We start from the raw sequence: 18,899 nt of genomic DNA on the forward strand, positions 1-18,899 counted from the left end.
TACCCCTCGCTCGGCTCGGGGCCGGCGGGAGCGGGGGCAGCCGGGCAGGGCGGTACCCGGGAAAGGGGCAGCACTGCGCACGGCGTCCACCGGCCCTCCGCGAGGCCCGGACGTCAGGCGTCCGGTTCGGTCGAGCCGGACGCGCTGTCAGCAGGTCTTCGGACTTCCGGGTGCGCAGAAGCGCACCAATCACACCGTTGCGGGACAGTTCCGGATTCGCACCGGATTCCCCTGCGGAGACAGCGAGCATGAGCATACATGTGGGGGGCGTCGGACATGGCAGCCCCCACATGTTGTGTCGCGCTCGGTCAGAGCTCCAGGCGGAATGTCATCAGCGAGATGTGCTCGACGGGCTTCCAGTCCCGTTCCGGGGTCCGTACGAAGCCGAGGCGCCGGTAGATCCGATGGGCGCCCAGCATGGCCTGCTGCGTCGACAGCACGAGACCGGAGACGCCCTCCGTGGCCCGTGCCCGGTCGATACAGGCGCGTACGAGCGCCTCGCCCGCCCCGCGTCCACGGGCTTCGCGGGAGACGGCCAGCATCCGGAACTCGGCCTCGTCCACCCCGGCGATGTCCGCCCACGCGCTGCCGGGCGCCGCGTAGGTCACACCGCCGAGCAGCGTGCCCTCACCGTCCACCGCGACAAGTACCTCCGCCTCGGCGGCCCGGCGGCCGACCGCGCGCAGTTCCGCCAGATAGGGGTCGTCGGCGCCGAAGTCCAGCAACTCGTCGGCGAGGTACGCCTCGGCGGTGATGCCGGCCAGTGCCTCGTGTTCCTGGAGGCCGACGGGCCTGATAACGATGTCCATGGGCGGGAGTCTGCCGCAGGCGGAGGCGAGGGTCGAACTCCTTTGCACCGGCCCGGAACGCAGTGGGCCGCCGCGCCCCTTGGGGACGCGGCGGCCCGCTCCGGAACCTGCTCCCGAAAGGCGGGGTCAGTGACTGCCGTCCGCGGCCTCCACGGTGGGAGCGCCGCCCTGGGCACCCACGGTGGGAGCGCCGCCCGGGGCACCCACCGTGGCCGGCGGGAGCACCTTCTGGACGCCCGGGTCGCCCGCGTCCGCCGTGTAGTCGGACGGGGAGGTCTCGTCGATCCCGGCCGGTGCCTTCAGCGCGTTCAGGACGAAGGTCAGGACGACCACCACGACGACGTTCAGTACGAACGCGGTCAGACCGATGTAGCCGATCTCGCCGATGCCGGGAATCTCCTTCGAGGACCCGCCGAAGTGCTTCTGGGTCGGGCTGGCGACGCCGTACGCGGCGACCGTGCCGTAGATCATGCCGACCGCCCAGCCCGCGATCAGGGCCCAGCGGTGGAACCACCGGGTGAACAGGCCGCCCACCAGGGCCGGCATCGTCTGGAGGATCCAGATCCCGCCGAGCAGCTGGAAGTTGATCGCGACCGTCTTGTCCATGGTGAGGACGAAGGCGAGCGCACCGACCTTCACCAGGAGCGAGACCAGCTTGGAGACCTTGGTCTCCTGGGCCGGGGTCGCATCGGGTTTGATGAAGTCCTTGTAGATGTTGCGGGTGAAGAGGTTCGCCGCGGCGATCGACATGATCGCCGCGGGCACCAGCGCACCGATGCCGATCGCGGCGAAGGCCACACCGGCGAACCAGTCGGGGAACATGTTCTCGAACAGCTGCGGAATGGCCAGCTGGCCGTTGTCCACCTTCACTCCGGCGGCGATCGCCATGAAACCGAGCAGGGCCAGCAGGCCGAGCATCAGCGAATACAGCGGCAGGATCGTGGTGTTGCGCCGGATCACGTCACGGCTGCGGCTGGAGAGCGTCGCCGTGATGGAGTGCGGGTACATGAAGAGCGCCAGCGCCGAGCCCAGGGCCAGCGTGGCATAACCCCATTGACCCATCTCGCCGGGCACGAGAGCACCGCGTGGCTTGCCCGTTGCCTCGTTCGTCTGCGAGAAGGCTTCGCCCGCCTTGGCGAAGATGTCGTCGAATCCGCCGAGTTTGATGGGGATGTAGATGATGGCGACCGCGATGACCAGATAGATCAGGCCGTCCTTGACGAACGCGATCAGTGCGGGCGCGCGCAGTCCCGAGGAGTAGGTGTACGCGGCGAGTACGGCGAACGCGATCAGCAGCGGCAGGTCCTTGATGAACCAGTGCGTGGTCTCGCCGCCGCCGACGCCCATGACGTCCAGCACGGCCTGGATGCCGACGAGCTGGAGGGCGATGTACGGCATCGTGGCGAGGATGCCGGTGACGGCGACCGCCAGCGACAGCCCCTTCGAGCCGAAGCGTCCGCGGACGAAGTCCGAGGTGGTCACGTAGCCGTGCTTGTGCGAGACGGACCAGAGCCGCGGCAGGAACGTGAAGATCAGTGGGTAGACGAGGATGGTGTACGGGACGGCGAAGAAGCCGGCCGCGCCCGCCGCGTAGATCGCCGCAGGGACCGCGACGAAGGTGTACGCCGTGTAGAGGTCACCGCCGAGCAGGAACCAGGTGACCCAGGTGCCGAACGACCGTCCGCCCAGGCCCCATTCGTCGAGACTCGCCTCGTTCTCGGCCTTGCGCCAGCGCGAGGCCATGAATCCGATGACCGTGACGGCCAGGAAGAAGAAAATGAATACGGCGAGTGCGACGCCGTTCACGCCGTCCTTCATGCTGACGCACCTCCCTTGCGGGAGCGCTGGTCACGCTGCCACAGCTTGTACGCGACCATCGTGAGAGCGGTCGAGACGAACACCCAGAGCATCTGATACCAGTAGAAGAACGGGATGCCGATAAAGGTCGGATCGACCTTCGCATATGAGCCCACCCAGAGCATCGCCACGAACGGCGCGATAAGACAAAGGGCGATAATCACCCTTGTGGGTGTCACTGTTGGTCGTTTCGCGTCTGTATCTTCCGGCATGTGGCGACTCCGTCCCCTCGCTGATCACCGATTGCAATGCGCACGAAATCTAGGCGAGGGTTCCGGCCACCGTCACCCCCCGTCCGCATTGCGGTCCTGCAACGGTCCGGCGTCGCCCGAAATGACTGATCCCCCTGCGCCTGCAGGGGGATCAGTCATATTTTCCGCATTACGGGCTGTTCTCAGTCGGTGGGCCGCTTCAGACGGGCCACGAACTTGTAGCGGTCGCCGCGGTACACCGAGCGGACCCACTCCACCGGCTCGCCGTGTCCGTCGATCGAATGCCGGGACAGCATGAGCATCGGCAGGCCGACGTCCGTACCGAGCAGCCCTGCCTCGCGCGGGGTGGCGAGCGAGGTCTCGATCGTCTCCTCGGCCTCCGCGAGCCGGACGTCGTACACCTCCGCCAGTGCGGTGTAGAGAGAGGTGTACTTCACCAGTGAACGGCGCAGCGCGGGAAAGCGCTTGGCCGAGAGGTGGGTGGTCTCGATGGCCATGGGCTCGCCGCTCGCGAGCCGGAGCCGTTCGATGCGCAGCACCCGTCCGCCCGCCGTGATGTCGAGCAGCCCGGCGAGCGTGTCGTCCGCTGTGACGTAACCGATGTCCAGCAGTTGGGACGTGGGCTCCAGGCCCTGGGCGCGCATGTCCTCGGTGTACGAGGTGAGCTGCAGCGCCTGGGACACCTTCGGCTTCGCGACGAACGTGCCCTTGCCCTGGATGCGTTCCAGCCGGCCCTCCACGACCAGTTCCTGGAGGGCCTGGCGCACGGTGGTGCGCGAGGTGTCGAACTCGGCCGCCAGGGTCCGTTCGGGCGGCACCGGCGTGCCCGGCGGCAAGGTGTCGGTCATGTCGAGGAGATGGCGCTTGAGCCGGTAGTACTTCGGGACGCGCGCCGTTCGCGCACCCGCGCCGGTCTCGCTCGTACTGCTGCCCCCGTCGGCACCCATGGCCCGCCTTCCCGCCTGCTGCGTTGCTGCCGTCACCGGCTCCTCCGTCTGTCGCGGCTCACATGGTGGCACGGTCCGGTCACGGGTCGTCGCCCTCCCTTAGATGTCGGTCCTATAACGGACGCGAGTGCACTTCTTATACACCCTTGACACCCCTAAAGGTCTAGGCCAAGCTCCCGGTACTGGTCTAAACCATTAAAGACCAGGTCCCAGACCCACAGGCAGTACTGGTCGTACATTTCCGCGGTGGGCGGGGGGTTGCTGGTATCCCTGAGGAGGGTGTGGCATGAAGCGCAAGCTCATAGCGGCAGTAGGCGTCGCAGCGATGATGACCGGTATCGCGGCGTGTGGTGGGGACAGTGGCGACAACGCTTCGAAGGAACCCAAGGACCGTACCGAGAGCCTGACGGTCTGGCTCATGGTCGACGCGCAGAGCACCTGGCCGGAGCTGGTCAAGGATGTCAACGCGCAGTTCAAGGCGAAGTATCCCAAGGTCAAGGTCAACGTCCAGTACCAGCAGTGGGCCGACAAGGCCAAGAAGCTCGACACCGCTCTCGGTGGCGACAAGTTCCCGGATGTCGTCGAGCTCGGCAACACCGAGACGATGCAGTACATCCTGAACGGCGCACTGGCCGAGATCGACCCCAAGAAGTACGACAACTCGGACACCTGGATCAAGGGTCTGAAGGACACCTGCACCTTTGAGGGCAAGCAGTTCTGCGTGCCTTACTACGCCGGTGCCCGTGTCGCCATTTACAACAAGGACATGTTCAAGAAGGGCACCGGCAGCGACGTGCTGCCGCAGACCGAGGACGAGCTGTTCACGGCCCTTGACAAGGTGCAGGCCGAGTACGGCAAGAAGGACAAGCGTTTCTCGTCCCTCTACCTGCCGGGCCGTTACTGGTACGCGGCCGCCTCCTACGTCGCGGCGTACGGCGGCTCCATCGCCGAGTACGACGAGGGTGCCAAGGAGTGGAAGGGCAACCTTTCCTCCGCCGAGTCCCAGAAGGGCCTCGAGCACTTCATCAACCTGGTCAAGAAGTACAACAAGGCCGACCAGACGAAGGACGAGCAGGACCACGCCAACGTCATGGCCAACGAGAAGGCGGCCCTGCTGTACGGCAACGGCTGGGAGGCCGGATCCGTCGTCGACGGCGCGAACAACGGCAACCCGAAGCTCAAGGACAAGATCGTGACGGCCGGCATGCCCGGCCCGAACGGCAAGGCGCTCCCGTCCTTCATCGGCGGTTCCGACCTCGCGGTGACCTCGAAGTCGAAGGTCACGGACCTGGGCCAGGAGTGGATCTCCCTCTTCACCAGTGAGAAGTCGCAGGAGGTGCTCGCCTCCAAGAACATCCTCCCGAACAACGAGAAGCAGCTCGAGCCGCTGAAGTCGAAGCCGGAGACCGCCGCCGTCGCCAACGCGGTGCCGGACGCCTGGTTCACGCCGATCGCGCCGGGCTGGACCTCGATCGAGAAGGAGGAGGTCCTGGAGAACATGCTCCTGGAGATCCTCAAGGGAGCCTCGGTCGCCGACGCCGCCAAGAAGGCCGACGGCAAGATCAACGAGCTGATCAACAAGTAGTCCCTGAGCCTTCGGCTCTCCAGGCGGGGGCCCGCGACACCGGGTCCCCGCCCCCTTTCTTTCTTAGGTAGAGAACGCCGTGATTTCCGGGTGCGCACCCCCGGAATCCCGATGGAAGGTCAGCCACGTGACTGCTGCCGACACCCAGGCCGCCGGTCCACCGGTATCCGTACCGAGTGCCCCGGAGGAGATCGGGACCTCACCCGCCAAGCAGGATGCCGCCGGGCCGCGCCCGAAGAAGCGGCGGAAGAAGGGCGAGCTCCTCCCCTACTTCCTGATCCTGCCGGCGATCCTGGCGATCGCCGCCGTCTACGTCTACCCGCTGATCAAGACCGTGATCATGTCCTTCCAGGACCTGGGGCGCGCGGCTCTGTGGGGCAACGGCGAGGCGCCGTGGGTCGGCTTCGAGCAGTTCACCAACATCCTCGGGGACCCCGAGTTCTGGTCGGTCACCGGCCGGACCGTCGTCTTCATGACCATCTGTGTCGTCCTGACCATGGGCATCGGCCTGCTGATCGCCCTGATGATGCTGCGCGTGTCCACCTGGGTGCGGCTCGTCCTGACGGTGGCACTGATCGCCGCATGGTCCATGCCGCTGATGGTCGCCGCGTCCGTCTTCCGCTGGCTCGCCGACTCGGACTACGGCCTCATCAACACGCTGCTCGCCGACCTCACCGGCGACGAGGGATGGCTCGGCCACAACTGGTTCCTCGACCCCTGGCAGGGCTTCGGCATCATCACGCTGCTGGTCGTCTGGGGCGCCATCCCGTTCGTCGTCATCACGATGTACGCGGCCCTCACCCAGGTCCCCAAGGAACTGGAGGAAGCGGCATCCCTCGACGGGGCCTCCGCGTTCGGTGTCTACCGCTTCGTGACGTGGCCGGTCATCAGGCCGGTCTTCACGATGGTCGCCACCCTGTCGGTCATCTGGGACTTCAACGTCTTCGGCCAGATCTGGCTGCTGCGCGGCAACAAGCCGGAGCCGGACTACGAGACCCTCGGCCTCTACTCCTTCTCCAAGGCGTTCGAGTCCACCTCCTTCAGCCAGGGCAGTGCGATCGCTCTGATCACCGTCCTGATGCTCTCCGGTGTCGCCGTGTACTACCTGCGCCAGCTGATCAAGACGGGAGAGGTCGAATGAGCACCTCCGCACCCTCGAACGCTCCTGCCCAGGTCCTGCGGCCCGACCGCAAGAGGAACCGCCTCGGCTACAACATCCTGGCGCTGGTCACGGCCGGCCTCATGGCCTTCCCGGTCTACTGGCTGATCGTCAGCTCCCTGCGCCCCAACCACGAGATCCGGTCGTACGACCAGACCCTGTGGCCCTCGTCCCTCACCTTCGACAACTTCGCGCGCGCGGTGAAGCAGGACAACTTCGCCACCGCGATCCAGTCGAGCCTGATCGTCTCGGTCACCGCCGTGCTCGGCGGCATGATCATCGCGACGCTTGCCGCGCTCGCCATCGGACGCTTCCGCTTCTTCGGGCGGAAGGCGCTGATGATGATCATGATCCTGGTCCAGATGCTCCCGCCGACCGCGATGCTGATCCCGATCTACCTCCAGCTCAACGCGCTGGGCGGCATCGACGAGTACTGGGGACTCATCGTCGTCTACCTGGTGTCCACGCTGCCCTTCGCGACCATCATGATCCGCGGCTTCGTGATCAACATCCCGGTGGAGCTCGAGGAGTCGGCGATGGTGGACGGCTGTACCCGCATGGGGGCCTTCCGCCGGGTCATCTTCCCGCTGCTGGCCCCGGGGCTCGCGGCCGCGTCCATCTTCGCGCTGGTCAACGCGTGGAACGAGTACCTCTTCGCGTACATCCTGATCAACGACAACTCCAAGTACACGCTCAACGTGTGGCTGATGACCTTCACCACCGAACGGGGCACGGACTACGGCGCGCTGATGGCTGCCTCCACGCTCATCTCCATCCCGGTGGTCATCTTCTTCATGATCATTCAGGGGAAGATGGCCACGGGGCTCACGTCCGGCGCAGTGAAGGGATAACGCGCGCGATGACCACCCTCGTATCCATTACGGACACTGTCACGCGCGACGCCCTCGCCGTGCTGCAGCCCGGGTTCACCGGCACCACCGCCCCCGACTGGCTGCGTCGGAGGGTCGGCGAAGGCCTCGCCTCCGTCGGCCTGTTCGGCCGGAACATCGAATCCCCCGAACAACTTGCCGCGCTCACCGCGCAGCTGCGGGCCGAGCGGGACGACGTCCTCGTCGCGATCGACGAGGAGGGCGGCGACGTCACCCGCCTGGAGGTCCGCAACGGCTCGTCGTTCCCCGGCAACAACGCCCTCGGCTTCGTCGACGACATCGACCTGACCCGGGCGGTGGCCCGGGAGCTCGGCCGCCGGCTGGCCGAGTGCGGCGTCAACCTCAACTGGGCGCCGTCCGCGGACGTCAACTCCAATCCCGGCAATCCGGTCATCGGCGTCCGGTCCTTCGGCGCCGACACCGCCCTGGTCGCCCGGCACACCGCCGCGTATGTCGAGGGCCTCCAGGCCGCCGGCGTGGCCGCCTGCACCAAGCACTTCCCCGGACACGGCGACACGGCGGTCGACTCGCACCACGCGATGCCCCGCATCGATGTGGATCTGGACACGCTGCACGCCCGTGAGCTGGTGCCTTTCAGGGCGGCCATCGCAGCGGGTTCCAAATCAGTGATGAGTGCACATATCCTGCTTCCCGCACTCGACCCGAACCGCCCGGCGACGCTGAGCCCCCAGATCCTCACGGGGCTGCTGCGCCAGGAGCTGGGTTACGACGGGCTGATCGTCACCGACGGCATGGAGATGGACGCCATCGCCGGTACGTACGGCATCGAGCGCGGCTCCGTCCTCGCCATCGCCGCCGGCGCCGACGCCATCTGTGTCGGAGGCGGACTGGCGGACGAGGAGACCGTGCTGCGGCTGCGCGACGCCTTGGTGGCGGCGGTACGGAGCGGTGAACTCCCGGAGGAGCGGCTGGCCGACGCCGCCGCACGGGTACGGGCCCTCGCGTCCTGGACGCAGCGGGCCAGGGGGGCTGCCTCGGGGCCGGGCGCGGACATGCAGGAGGGGACCGCGCCCGGCGCCGGAGCCGACAGCGGCATCGGGCTCGTCGCGGCCCGCCGTGCCGTGAAGGTCACCGGCAGCGCCGGACCGCTGACCGGGCCCGCGTACGTTGCCGCGTTCACCCCGGTCGCCAACATCGCGGTCGGCGACGAGACCCCGTGGGGCGTCGCGGAGGAGCTGGCCCGGTTGGTGCCCGGCACCGGGACGGACACGTACGGCGAGGGGACGCAGGCGGCCACGGACCAGGTGCTCAAGGCGGCGGGGGACCGGCGGATCGTCGCTGTCGTCCGTGACGCGCACCGCCATGCCTGGATGGGGGAGGCGCTCGACGCCCTGGTGGCGGCGCGTCCCGACACCGTCGTGGTCGAGATGGGCCTGCCGAAGGCGCCGACGAGGGGGGCACTGCACATCGCCACCCATGGGGCGGCGCGGGTGTGCGGGATCGCGGCGGCCGAGGCGATCACGGGCGTCCGGGACGTGTGAGTGCGGGCCCGGCCGACGGGCGGAGCGTTCGTCGGCCGAGGGCACGGCAAGTCGGAACGGGAGAGGGCCGGACACCCACTGGGTGTCCGGCCCTCTCCCGTCGGGGTGTCTCAGATCCCCTGCCACGCGGGCTTCGCCGCGTACGTGGCCCGGAAGTAGTCGGCGAGCTTCAGCTTCGACGCCGCCGCCTCGTCGACGACCACCGTGGCGCGCGGATGCAGCTGCAGCGCGGACGCCGGCACGATCGAGGCGACCGGCCCCTCCACGGTCTGGGCCACCGCGTCGGCCTTGCCCTCGCCCGTGGCCAGGAGGATGGGGTGGCGGGACTCCAGGATCGTGCCGATGCCCTGGGTGATGACGTGGCGCGGCACCTGTGCGATGTCGTTGTCGAAGAAGCGTGCGTTGTCGACGCGGGTCTGCTCGGTCAGGGTCTTGATCCGGGTACGGGAGGCGAGCGAGGAGCACGGCTCGTTGAAGCCGATGTGCCCGTCGGTGCCGATGCCGAGCAGCTGGAGGTCGACTCCGCCGGCCTCGGCGAGCGCCTTGTCGTACGCCTCGCAGGCGGCCTGGACGTCCTCGGCGGAGCCGTCCGGGCCCATGAAGGAAGCCTCGGACAGGCCGAGCGGTTCGACGACCTCGCGCAGCACCACGGAACGGTAGGACTCGGGGTGGCCGACAGGCAGCCCCACGTACTCGTCGAGCTGGCAGACGCGGGCGCGCGAGGCGTCCACCGCGCCGGAGCGGACCTTGGCCACCAGGGCCTGGTAAATGGGCAGCGGGGTCGAGCCGGTGGCAACGCCGAGCAGGGCGTCGGGCTTGCGGCGCAGCAGGGCGCCGATGGCCTCCGCGATGAGTTCGCCGCCTGCCGTGGCGTCCGGGACGATGACAACTTCCACGCTGTGCCTGCCGATCTGGAGAGTGGCGTCATGTGGTATAGACCAATCGAAGTCCAATCTAGCAGAAACGGGTAGTGCGGAGGTGAACTGTCCGCACGCGGAAAGCCCTGCGCCGCCCCGCTGGCGGAGGTCCGGTTTGTCGTGTTCGACTCGTGCGAGCCAGCACCGACCGGGAGGTACCGTCATGTCCGATCGTCCGGGTGTGATCATGTCCGCTGAGATGGCCGAGCAGCCCGAGGTGCTCAGGCGCATCCTCCGTCGGGGGGCCGGTCCGATCGGCGCCGTGGCAGCCGAGATCGCGGCGAGGAAGCCGCGCTTCGTCCTGCTCACCGCGCGCGGTACGTCGGACAACGCGGCGCTCTACGCGAAGTACCTCCTGGAGATCCGGCTCGGCCTGCCGTGCGGGCTCGCCTCGATGTCCACCACGACGGCGTACGGCGCGAAGCCGGATCTGACGGACGTCCTGGTGATCACCATCAGCCAGTCGGGGGGATCGCCGGACCTGGTCGCCTCCACGAAGGCCGCGAGGGAGGCCGGTGCGGTCACCCTCGCGGTGACGAACAATCCGGACTCGGGGCTGGCCGCGGTCTCCGAGCACCACATCGACATCCTGGCGGGCCCGGAGCGGGCCCTGCCCGCCACGAAGACCTACACCGCGTCCCTGCTGGCGCTGTACCTCTTCGTGGAGGCCCTGGGCGGTGGCGACGGGGCTGCCGCGGCCGGGGTGCTGCCGGACCTGGCCGACGGGATCCTGGCCCGCCGGGCGGAGGTGGCGGCGCTGGCCTCGCGCTACCGCTTCGCCGAGCGCATGGTCATCACCTCGCGCGGTTACGGCTATCCCACGGCCAAGGAGGCCGCCCTCAAGCTGATGGAGACCAGCTACATCCCCGCGCTGTCCTACTCGGGCGCGGATCTGCTGCACGGTCCGCTGGCCATGGTCGACAACATCTCCCCGGTGATCGCCGTGGTCACGGACGGCCGGGGCGGAAAGGCCCTGCAGCCCGTCCTGGACCGGCTCCGCGGCCGCGGGGCCGACCTCTTCGTCGTCGGCCCCCAGGCGCAGGTGGAGGCCGCGTCGGCGGGCTTCGCGCTGCCGACGGCCGGGGTGGCGGAGGAGCTGCAGCCGGTTCTGGAGATCCTGCCGCTGCAGATGCTGGCGTACGAGGTGACCATCGCCCGGGGACAGGATCCGGACGCGCCGCGCGCCCTTGCCAAGGTCACCGAGACGAGGTGACCTCCGGGGCGGATCCCGGGCGGCGGTTTCCCGGCGGTTTCCCGGCGGTCCGGGCCCGGTCCGCCGGGCCCCGGAAACACCCGCGGGCCGCGGCGCCGGGACGGGACCCTCAGCCCGTCCGGCACCGCAGCCCGGAGCTACCTGGCCGGCGGTGTGCGGTGCCTCCGGCCACTGGAGACACCGGCGCAGTCAGGGCAGAGAGCGCCGGGTGTCTCGATCCGCTCTCCTGTGCGGGGAGAGCGGAGGTCTGTCTTGTACATGATGCTCTTATTCCACCATGTACATTCCTGGTGCATTGTGGACTAGACCAATAGTCCGTGTCCATCCGTGGGCGCGGACGTTTTCCGTGCGCGACCGCACTGCACAGTGTCACGCATCGGCGGGCGGATCGGTTCGGAACCTGTCGGTATCCACAGGTACGCTCGCCCTGTGCCCTCCATGAACGACCTTGTCCGCCAGCACACAGCCCTGAGTGACACCGACCTCGAGTGGCTCCATCTGCTGGTCTCGGAGTGGCAACTGCTCTCCGATCTGTCCTTCGCCGACCTCGTCCTGTGGGTGCCCACCCGCGACGGGACCCGCTATGTGTCCGTGGCGCAGATGCGGCCCAACACCGGCCCCACCTCCTACCAGGACGACATGGTCGGCCATCTGGTGCCGCGGGGCCGCCGACCCCTGCTGGACGCGGCCCTGGACGAGGGGCGGATCGTGCGCGAGGGCGACCCGGAGTGGCGCGAGGAGGTTCCCGTACGGGTCGAGTCGATCCCCGTACGCCGTGAGGGCAGGGTCCTCGGGGTCATCGCCCGCAACACGAACCTGCTCACCGTGCGTACGCCGTCCCGGCTGGAGCTCACCTACCTCCAGTCCGCCTCCGACCTGGCCCAGATGATCGCCGCCGGGTCCTTCCCGTTCCCGGGCCAGCAGGTCGACATGGATGCTTCGCCGCGCGTGGGCGACGGGCTGATCAGGCTCGATGCCGACGGCGTCGTCCAGTACGCCAGCCCCAACGGCCTCTCCGCCTACCACCGTCTCGGCCTCGCCTCCGATCTCGTCGGCCACCACCTCGGAGCGACGACGGCCGAGCTCGCTCCCTCGCGGGGCCCGGTCGACGAGGCCCTGGTCAAGGTGGCGAGCGGATACGCGCCCAGGGAGTTCGAGGTCGAGGGCGAAGGCGGCGTCATCCAGCTGCGAGCGATTCCGCTCAAGCCCAAGGGTGTCCGCATCGGTTCGCTGGTCCTGCTCCGCGACGTCACGGAACTGCGGCGTCGTGAGCGGGAGTTGATCACCAAGGACGCCACCATCCGGGAGATCCACCACCGGGTGAAGAACAACCTCCAGACGGTGGCCGCCCTGTTGCGCCTCCAGGCCCGCCGCATGGACTCCGAACAGGGCCGCGAGGCACTGAACGAGGCGGTGCGACGCGTCGGTTCGATCGCGATCGTGCATGAGACGCTGTCCCAGAATCTGGACGAGCGGGTCGAGTTCGACGAGATCGCCGACCGGGTCATCGCGATGGTCTCCGAGATCTCGCCCGGCAAGGTCACCTGCCGGCGCACGGGCCGCTTCGGCGTTCTCGATGCGGAAGTGGCCACTCCGCTCTCGATGGTGCTCACCGAGGTGCTGCAGAACGCACTGGAGCACGCCTTCACCCTTGCCGAGTCCGGCACGGTGGAGGTGTCCGCGGTACGGGGCGGCTCACCCTCCGAGGGGCGGCTGCTGATCACGGTGGCGGACGACGGGTGCGGCCTGCCCGAGGGGTTCGACCCTCAGCGGGCCGGCAATCTCGGTCTGCAGATCGTGCGCACGCTGGTGGAGGGCGAGTTGGGCGGCACCTTCGGCATGGTCCCGGCACCCGGGCGCGGCACGCAGGTCGTCCTCGACATCCCGGTCACCAACGACAAATAGAACGGCACCGCACAGAGCAGTGGGCCCGGACCGTGGTAACGGTCCGGGCCCACTGCGTGGTGCTCACGGTGCGATGCGCTTCGGGGGTACTGCGCGCTGCGACTCGAAGGCGGGGCTGTGCGTACGCTCTGTACGCGCCGCCTGGCTGAGGCTCGTCGTGCGGGGGGCGTCGGTCAGGCGCTGGCGTTACGCGCCCGGTTGCGAGCGGCGCGGCGCTTCATTGCGCGGCGCTCGTCCTCGCTGAGGCCACCCCAGACGCCGGAGTCCTGGCCGGACTCGAGCGCCCACTGCAGGCACTGCTCCATGACGGGGCAGCGACGGCAGACGGCCTTGGCTTCCTCGATCTGCAGCAGCGCAGGACCGGTGTTGCCGATGGGGAAGAACAGCTCCGGGTCTTCCTCACGACAAACGGCGTTGTGACGCCAGTCCATGGCTGCTACCTCTCCTTGGTATTACTTGCGGATGCTTGTGAATGTGAACGCTTTCACGAATCCCCCCGCAGACGAAGGTCCGACTCCCAGATGAACTGGTTGTGGTCCTGTTGTGGTGAGGAGGGGTTCTGGCTCTCAGTGGAGGCCGATGTTGCGGGCCGTCCCGATCGCCATGTAGAGATTCGCAAACCTCGGCGACGGATACAACCCCTTCTGGAAAGTTTTTTTTGATTCCTCGGTGTCGACTAGGTCACAGCCGTACTTCTAAGGGGTGGGGGCCAGCCCAAACGTTCGAGTTAAAGGACTTTGAGCCCTTCCACTCACACAATCACACGCAGTGCACGGCGTACGCCTGTGAACGTCACGCTCGTACGCAGTCCCAGGTGGTCACCGTCCATCTGGAAGGGCAGTGGAGCCTTTGAATGCAAGGTGAAGTCGGTGAGGTCATGGAGGGAGACTGCGTGCTTGCCGTGTGGGCCCTTCTCGGGGCTCGAAGTAAGCAGCTGGGTGGCGTACCTCGCCACCGCGGGGGTGGTGAGGCGCTTCAGGCCGAGGATGTCCAGGCCGGTGTCGAAGGATGCCTTCGGAGCGGCGTACATCGGACGATTCCCCAGGTAGGTCCAGGGTGCGGTGTTGCAGATTATGGACAGCGCGAGCTCCGTGACCGGGTCCCGGCCGGGTACGTCCAAGGTGATCAGACCCTTGCGCCGGTGCGGTTCCTCGAGGAACTGCCGGATCACCTGGCGCACGTACAGCGGATGGGTCGAACGCTTGCCACGCTCGCGCTTCTGTTCGACCCGGCCGAGGACGCCCGCGTCGAATCCGAGTCCGGCACAGAAAGTGAACCAGCGTTCCGGAACGGCTTCGTCCGCCGTACCCGGGGTGCCGGCCGCCAGGCCGAGACCCACCGTGCGTTCGCTGCGGTCGGCAAGGGCGTCCAGGATGGCGCCGGTCGCTTCCACGGCGTCGTTGGGAATGCCCAGGGCGCGTGCGAACACGTTGGTGGAGCCGCCCGGAACCACGGCGAGGGCAGGCAGGCTGTCCACGTCGGGCCCCTTGTGCAGCAGGCCGTTCACGACCTCGTTGACCGTGCCGTCACCGCCGAGGGCGACCACGAGGTCGATGTCGTCGGCGTCGGCGGCCCGTCGTCCCAGGTCCCGGGCGTGGCCGCGGTACTCCGTGGTCACGGCCTCGAGTTTCATCTCGCTCGCGAGGGCGTGGATGAGGACATCACGGGTCCGCGCACTGGTAGTGGTGGCAGCTGGGTTGACCACGAGAAGTGCGCGCATGCCCGCCAGAGTACCTACCGCGCGGTACCGGCCTGAAGTCCTGATCCGCTCGGTCCGCCGCCCGTGACGGAGAGTGATGACGCTCCGGGGGCCCGGCCTCCGCCCCGGCTCGACCCCGACTTCGCGTTCGGCGGGCCGGGATGCCAACCTGACTGACGTGAGTACTCAGCAGAACGCGCCCTCCCCGTCGCCCTCGGCCGGCCCGGAGAGGCAGGGCCGGATCGCCGTCGTGGCCGCACTCAGTGCCCTGGAAGGGGCGGCGCTCGCCATCGGCGGGGTCTACATGCTGGTCATGGGGCTGCTCGGACGGCCCGAGAGCCCCCAGCAGGCCGAGATGGGCGGGCTCACGCTGCTGGCACTCGGGCTGATCCCGCTGTTCGCCGCCCGCGGGCTGCTGCTGCGGCGCAGCTGGAGCCGTGGCCCCGCGCTGATCACCCAGCTCATGGCGCTGCCGGTCGCCTGGACGCTGCTGCGTGCGCAGGGCGCCCTGATCCCGGCCGGGATCGCCCTCGCCGCCGTCGCCGTGACGGCGCTCGTGCTGCTGCTCAACCCGGCGACCACGAGGGCGCTGGGCATCCGGGGGCCGCGGACGACCCCCGAGGCCTGAGTCCTCGTACACCCTCGGGGCATTCGGTGCCCCTGGGGCCTTCTCCTGCCTGCTCCTACTCCTCGACAAGCAGCCGCTCGCGCAGCTGTGCGAGCGTGCGCGCCAGTAGTCGGGAGACGTGCATCTGGGAGATGCCGACCTCCTGGGCGATCTGCGACTGGGTCATGTTGCCGAAGAAGCGGAGCAGCAGAATCCGCTTCTCCCGCGGCGGGAGGTCCTCGAGCAGCGGCTTGAGCGACTCCCGGTACTCGACGCCCTCCAGCGCCTCGTCCTCGGAACCGAGCGTGTCCGCCACGGCGGGGGACTCGTCGTCCGTGTCCGGGACGTCCAGTGAGAGCGTGCTGTAGGCATTGGCCGATTCCAGGCCCTCCAGGACCTCCTCCTCGGAGATGCCCAGGCGCTCCGCGAGCTCGTGCACCGTCGGGGAGCGGCCGTGCTGCTGGGAGAGCTCCGCGGTTGCCGTGGTCAGCGACAGCCGCAGCTCCTGGAGGCGGCGGGGCACCCGCACCGCCCAGCCCTTGTCGCGGAAGTGCCGCTTGATCTCGCCGACGACCGTAGGAGTCGCGTACGTCGAGAACTCGACACCCCGGTCCGGGTCGAACCGGTCCACGGACTTGATCAGTCCGATCGTCGCGACCTGGGTCAGGTCGTCCAGCGGCTCGCCCCGGTTGCGGAATCTGCGGGCCAGGTGCTCGACGAGCGGGAGGTGCATGCGCACCAGCCGGTTACGCAGCTCCGCCTTCTCCGGCGAACCGTCGGCAAGCTCGCGCAGCTCGATGAAGAGTGCCCGCGCCCCGCTGCGGTCATGTGGATCGTGGTGCCCGTGCTCGCTCATCTGGCCCGCCCGCTCTGCCTGCGACTGCTTCACCGCGACCGTGCGGCCTTGGGTCCCGTCCGCACCGTCCACCGGATGCGGCCGGGCCTGTTGCTCCGGGACGGCTGCTGGGCGCGCCACCCCGGGTCGGATCGTCTCGTCCCGCACAGGACCGTCCCCGTTCCCGTTGCTCACGCCGGCCCGGGTCCCGCGCCGCGCTGTTTGTAGAGGCTGATGCTGACCGTGCGGTCGTCGGCGACCGTGGAGTCGACCTTGCCGGCCAGTGCGGAGAGCACCGTCCAGGCGAAGGTGTCGCGCTCGGGAGCGCGGCCGTCCGTGGTCGGAGCCGACACCGTCACCTCGAGGGAGTCGTCGACGAGGCGGAAGACGCAGCTGAGGACGGAACCCGGCACGGCCTGCTGGAGCAGGATCGCGCAGGCCTCGTCGACCGCGATGCGAAGATCCTCGATCTCGTCGAGAGTGAAGTCCAAGCGCGCTGCGAGACCGGCCGTGGCCGTACGCAGCACCGACAGGTAGGCACCCGCAGCGGGCAGCCGGACCTCTACGAAGTCCTGATTCCCGGGCTCGCCTGCGATCTGGGACACCCTCACCTCCAAGGTGGCACAAACTCATTCGAGGCTCCGGGACGAGTGCCCGGAGCCATGCGGTCTTCGTCGGTTCTGTGGTTCGGCGACGCTATCGCGATCCATGATGCCGTGTCGCCGAGACCCCATCCCCTGACCGTCACTCATGGTAAGCCCATGAGTACGCACAGTGGCTAGGGGTCTGCGGTGGTCAATTGCGAAGAACCGGCGCCGGTTTGACGTACCCAGACGTCAGACGATCGAACCGTCCTCGAAGCACCAGCGCCAGTTGTCGCCGCATTCGTAACTTCGCATGACCGGATGAGCTGTCTCCTGGAAGTGCGCCGTGGCGTGCTTCAGGGGCGACGAGTCGCAGCAGCCGACATGGCCGCAGGTGAGACAGAGCCGCAACTGCACGGGATGGCTGCCCGCGGCCAGACACTCGACACAGGTTTCGCTGAGCGGGGCGGGCTCGGGGCGCGGCATTTCGAGAACATGCAGGCACTCACTCATGATGGCCACGTTACGACGGATGCGAGGACGGTGAGATGGACGCGTTGCCGCTGGTGGCACTCGTAGCGGCCAGCGCGGCGGTCGCGGGGGCCGCGCGGCGGACCCCGGTGCCGGCCCCGCTGGTCTTGGTGGCCGTGGGACTGCTGGCGGCGTATCTGCCGGGCGTACCGGATTACACGCTGGACGCCCACGTCGTGCTGCCGCTTCTGCTGCCTCCGCTGCTGTACACGGCCGCGGTCGACAGTTCGTACCTCGATCTGCGGGCCAATCTGCGGCCGGTCGCCCTTCTCTCCGTGGGGTACGTACTCTTCGCCACCGTCGCGGTGGGCTGGCTGGCGTACCTGGTCGTGCCCGAGCTGCCGCTGACCGCCGCGCTCGTGCTCGGAGCGGTGGTCGCCCCGCCGGACGCCGTCACGGCCGCCGCGATCGCGCGCCGGGTCGGGCTGCCCGCCCGGGTCACGACGATCCTCCAGGGCGAGTCCCTGGTGAACGACGCCACCGCGATCACCGCCTTCAGGGTGGCCCTCGCCGCCGCGGTCGGGGAGGGCGTGACCTGGGCCGAGGGAATCGGCGAGTTCCTGCTGGCGGCGGTCGGCGGAGTCGGTGTCGGTCTGGTCCTGATGGTGCCGCTGCACTGGCTGCGCACGCACCTCAAGGAGGCGCTGCTGCAGAACACCCTGTCGCTGCTGATCCCCTTCGTGGCGTACGCGGCCGCGGAGCGGGTGCACGCCTCCGGGGTGCTGGCCGTGGTCGTCGTCGCGCTCTACCTGGGACACCGCTCCTGGCAGGTCGACTTCGCCACACGGCTCCAGGAGGCGGCGGTCTGGAAGATGGTCGCGTTCATCCTGGAGTCCGCGGTCTTCGCGCTCATCGGGCTCCAGCTGCCCTTCGTCCTGAGAGGGCTCGGCACCTACGGCGTCATCGAGGCCCTCTGGTACGCGGCCGCCGTGTTCATCGCAGTGGTCGTGGTGCGCTTCGTCTGGGTCTACCCGGCGAGCTATCTCCCCCTGTGGCTCTCCCGGCGCATCAAGGAACGCGAACCCGACCTGCCGTGGTCCTCGCCGCTCATCGTGAGCTGGGCGGGGATGCGGGGCGTCGTCTCGCTCGCCATCGCGTTCTCCATCCCGCTGGTCACGCACGACGGGGAGGACTTCCCGGCCCGCAACCTGGTGCTCTTCCTGACCTTCACGACCGTCATCGGGACCCTGGTCATCCAGGGACTCACCCTGCCGCTCCTCGTGAGGGTGCTGAAGCTCCCGGGACGCGACGTGCGGACCGAGACGCTGGCCGAGGCCCAGGCGCAGAGCGAAGCGTCCACGGCCGCGGAGGCGCGCCTGGAGGAGTTGCTGTCCGATCCGGGCAACGCGCTGCCCGAACCGCTCACCGAACGACTGCGGACCGTCATGGAACGGCGCCGCAACGCGGTGTGGGAGCGGCTCGGCGCGGCCAATCCGGTCACCGGGGAATCGGCGGACGATACCTACCGGCGGCTCGCGCGGGAGATGATCGGAGCCGAGCGTGAGGTGTTCGTACAGCTCAGGGACGAGCGGCGGATCGACGACGAGATGCTGCGCGCCCTGCTGCGCCGGCTCGACCTCGAAGAGGCGGCGGCCTACCGGGAGTCGGACGGAAGCTGAGGGCCGGAGCCCTGGGGGCCCGGCGGTA

18 protein-coding genes and 1 riboswitch are annotated in these 18,899 nt (G+C 68.5%); of the genes, 8 read left to right on the forward strand and 10 right to left on the reverse strand.

The genetic code is table 11. From position 1 onward, the window contains the following. Positions 1-131: 131 nt before the first annotated feature. Positions 132-263, reverse strand: a riboswitch (cobalamin riboswitch). Positions 264-308: 45 nt separating this feature from the next. From ACFW9O_RS24725 to ACFW9O_RS24740, 4 genes are all read right to left on the reverse strand, one after another. Further along, positions 309-809, reverse strand: a complete 501-nt coding sequence (locus ACFW9O_RS24725; RefSeq protein WP_384612171.1) for a GNAT family N-acetyltransferase — start codon at positions 807-809, stop codon at positions 309-311. A 126-nt stretch (positions 810-935) separates the two neighbouring features. Next, positions 936-2,627: a monocarboxylate uptake permease MctP gene (gene mctP, locus ACFW9O_RS24730; RefSeq protein WP_384612173.1), complete on the reverse strand. Its 1,692-nt coding sequence runs from the start codon at positions 2,625-2,627 to the stop codon at positions 936-938. Further along, entirely contained in the window at positions 2,624-2,878 is a 255-nt protein-coding gene (locus ACFW9O_RS24735) for a DUF3311 domain-containing protein (RefSeq protein ID WP_351180413.1), read from the reverse strand. Before ACFW9O_RS24735 ends, mctP begins: the two co-directional genes overlap by 4 nt. 182 nt (positions 2,879-3,060) lie before the next feature. Then, positions 3,061-3,825 (reverse strand): GntR family transcriptional regulator, encoded by a 765-nt coding sequence (locus ACFW9O_RS24740; RefSeq protein WP_351180419.1) that lies wholly within the window; start codon positions 3,823-3,825, stop codon positions 3,061-3,063. 286 nt (positions 3,826-4,111) lie between these two features. Here ACFW9O_RS24740 and ACFW9O_RS24745 point away from each other — a divergent pair, with 286 nt between their 5' ends. The 4 genes from ACFW9O_RS24745 (at position 4,112) to ACFW9O_RS24760 (ending at position 8,961) form a co-directional block, all read left to right on the forward strand. Continuing rightward, positions 4,112-5,410 (forward strand): sugar ABC transporter substrate-binding protein, encoded by a 1,299-nt coding sequence (locus tag ACFW9O_RS24745; RefSeq protein ID WP_384612175.1) that lies wholly within the window; start codon positions 4,112-4,114, stop codon positions 5,408-5,410. A 127-nt stretch (positions 5,411-5,537) separates the two neighbouring features. Next, complete coding sequence (locus ACFW9O_RS24750; protein ID WP_384612176.1) at positions 5,538-6,551, forward strand: carbohydrate ABC transporter permease; 1,014 nt, start codon at positions 5,538-5,540, stop codon at positions 6,549-6,551. Next, positions 6,548-7,420, forward strand: a complete 873-nt coding sequence (locus ACFW9O_RS24755) for a carbohydrate ABC transporter permease (RefSeq protein WP_356419198.1) — start codon at positions 6,548-6,550, stop codon at positions 7,418-7,420. The genes ACFW9O_RS24750 and ACFW9O_RS24755 overlap by 4 nt, the downstream gene beginning before the upstream one ends. Positions 7,421-7,428: 8 nt before the next feature. After that, the gene (locus ACFW9O_RS24760; protein WP_384612178.1) at positions 7,429-8,961 is read left to right on the forward strand and encodes a glycoside hydrolase family 3 protein; all 1,533 of its coding nucleotides are present in this window, start codon (positions 7,429-7,431) and stop codon (positions 8,959-8,961) included. A gap of 110 nt (positions 8,962-9,071) precedes the next feature. On the opposite strand, the gene nagB is transcribed toward ACFW9O_RS24760, so the two are convergent. Further along, positions 9,072-9,857, reverse strand: a complete 786-nt coding sequence (nagB, locus tag ACFW9O_RS24765) for a glucosamine-6-phosphate deaminase (RefSeq protein WP_351180400.1) — start codon at positions 9,855-9,857, stop codon at positions 9,072-9,074. A 184-nt stretch (positions 9,858-10,041) separates the two neighbouring features. Here nagB and ACFW9O_RS24770 point away from each other — a divergent pair, with 184 nt between their 5' ends. Together ACFW9O_RS24770 and ACFW9O_RS24775 are read left to right on the forward strand one after the other, a co-directional pair. Next, a complete protein-coding gene (locus ACFW9O_RS24770) occupies positions 10,042-11,091 on the forward strand; it encodes an SIS domain-containing protein (protein ID WP_384612180.1) in 1,050 nt (349 codons plus the stop codon). 438 nt (positions 11,092-11,529) lie between these two features. Next, positions 11,530-12,996, forward strand: coding sequence for a PAS domain-containing sensor histidine kinase (locus ACFW9O_RS24775; RefSeq protein ID WP_351180394.1), 1,467 nt, complete (start codon positions 11,530-11,532; stop codon positions 12,994-12,996). A gap of 173 nt (positions 12,997-13,169) precedes the next feature. Here the strand turns inward: ACFW9O_RS24775 and ACFW9O_RS24780 are convergent, their stop codons facing one another. Together ACFW9O_RS24780 and ACFW9O_RS24785 are read right to left on the reverse strand one after the other, a co-directional pair. Beyond that, positions 13,170-13,427, reverse strand: coding sequence for a WhiB family transcriptional regulator (locus ACFW9O_RS24780; protein WP_003953983.1), 258 nt, complete (start codon positions 13,425-13,427; stop codon positions 13,170-13,172). A 320-nt stretch (positions 13,428-13,747) separates the two neighbouring features. Next, a complete protein-coding gene (locus ACFW9O_RS24785) occupies positions 13,748-14,716 on the reverse strand; it encodes a diacylglycerol kinase family protein (protein WP_351167245.1) in 969 nt (322 codons plus the stop codon). A gap of 157 nt (positions 14,717-14,873) precedes the next feature. Between ACFW9O_RS24785 and ACFW9O_RS24790 the strand changes: the two genes are divergently transcribed. Beyond that, on the forward strand, positions 14,874-15,323 hold the full coding sequence (locus tag ACFW9O_RS24790) for a hypothetical protein (RefSeq protein ID WP_351167243.1): 450 nt from the start codon (positions 14,874-14,876) through the stop codon (positions 15,321-15,323). Between the two features lie 55 nt (positions 15,324-15,378). Here ACFW9O_RS24790 and ACFW9O_RS24795 read toward each other — a convergent pair whose 3' ends face one another. From ACFW9O_RS24795 to ACFW9O_RS24805, 3 genes are all read right to left on the reverse strand, one after another. Beyond that, positions 15,379-16,305, reverse strand: a complete 927-nt coding sequence (locus ACFW9O_RS24795) for an RNA polymerase sigma factor SigF (protein WP_351167255.1) — start codon at positions 16,303-16,305, stop codon at positions 15,379-15,381. Positions 16,306-16,328: 23 nt separating this feature from the next. Then, positions 16,329-16,742 carry an anti-sigma regulatory factor gene (locus ACFW9O_RS24800; RefSeq protein ID WP_003966375.1) on the reverse strand — a complete coding sequence of 138 codons (414 nt, stop codon included), beginning with the start codon at positions 16,740-16,742 and terminating at the stop codon, positions 16,329-16,331. A 231-nt stretch (positions 16,743-16,973) separates the two neighbouring features. Beyond that, positions 16,974-17,234: a UBP-type zinc finger domain-containing protein gene (locus tag ACFW9O_RS24805; RefSeq protein ID WP_384612182.1), complete on the reverse strand. Its 261-nt coding sequence runs from the start codon at positions 17,232-17,234 to the stop codon at positions 16,974-16,976. 35 nt (positions 17,235-17,269) lie between these two features. On the opposite strand from ACFW9O_RS24805, the gene ACFW9O_RS24810 reads away from it, so the two are divergent. After that, positions 17,270-18,871, forward strand: coding sequence for a Na+/H+ antiporter (locus tag ACFW9O_RS24810; RefSeq protein WP_351167239.1), 1,602 nt, complete (start codon positions 17,270-17,272; stop codon positions 18,869-18,871). Positions 18,872-18,899: the final 28 nt, after the last annotated feature.

The sequence above is a fragment of the Streptomyces sp. NPDC059499 genome, assembly GCF_042749285.1.
Taxonomy (GTDB): domain Bacteria; phylum Actinomycetota; class Actinomycetes; order Streptomycetales; family Streptomycetaceae; genus Streptomyces.

Coding starts and splice junctions, on each gene's coding strand:
- ACFW9O_RS24770 (WP_384612180.1), top strand. CDS start 10,042: ATGTCCGATCGTCCGGGTGTGATCATGTCCGCTGAGATGGCCGAGCAG.
- ACFW9O_RS24725 (WP_384612171.1), bottom strand. CDS start 809: ATGGACATCGTTATCAGGCCCGTCGGCCTCCAGGAACACGAGGCACTG.
- ACFW9O_RS24810 (WP_351167239.1), top strand. CDS start 17,270: ATGGACGCGTTGCCGCTGGTGGCACTCGTAGCGGCCAGCGCGGCGGTC.
- ACFW9O_RS24740 (WP_351180419.1), bottom strand. CDS start 3,825: ATGGGTGCCGACGGGGGCAGCAGTACGAGCGAGACCGGCGCGGGTGCG.
- ACFW9O_RS24805 (WP_384612182.1), bottom strand. CDS start 17,234: ATGAGTGAGTGCCTGCATGTTCTCGAAATGCCGCGCCCCGAGCCCGCC.
- ACFW9O_RS24755 (WP_356419198.1), top strand. CDS start 6,548: ATGAGCACCTCCGCACCCTCGAACGCTCCTGCCCAGGTCCTGCGGCCC.
- ACFW9O_RS24760 (WP_384612178.1), top strand. CDS start 7,429: ATGACCACCCTCGTATCCATTACGGACACTGTCACGCGCGACGCCCTC.
- ACFW9O_RS24775 (WP_351180394.1), top strand. CDS start 11,530: ATGAACGACCTTGTCCGCCAGCACACAGCCCTGAGTGACACCGACCTC.
- ACFW9O_RS24780 (WP_003953983.1), bottom strand. CDS start 13,427: ATGGACTGGCGTCACAACGCCGTTTGTCGTGAGGAAGACCCGGAGCTG.
- ACFW9O_RS24785 (WP_351167245.1), bottom strand. CDS start 14,716: ATGCGCGCACTTCTCGTGGTCAACCCAGCTGCCACCACTACCAGTGCG.
- ACFW9O_RS24735 (WP_351180413.1), bottom strand. CDS start 2,878: ATGCCGGAAGATACAGACGCGAAACGACCAACAGTGACACCCACAAGG.
- mctP (WP_384612173.1), bottom strand. CDS start 2,627: ATGAAGGACGGCGTGAACGGCGTCGCACTCGCCGTATTCATTTTCTTC.
- ACFW9O_RS24745 (WP_384612175.1), top strand. CDS start 4,112: ATGAAGCGCAAGCTCATAGCGGCAGTAGGCGTCGCAGCGATGATGACC.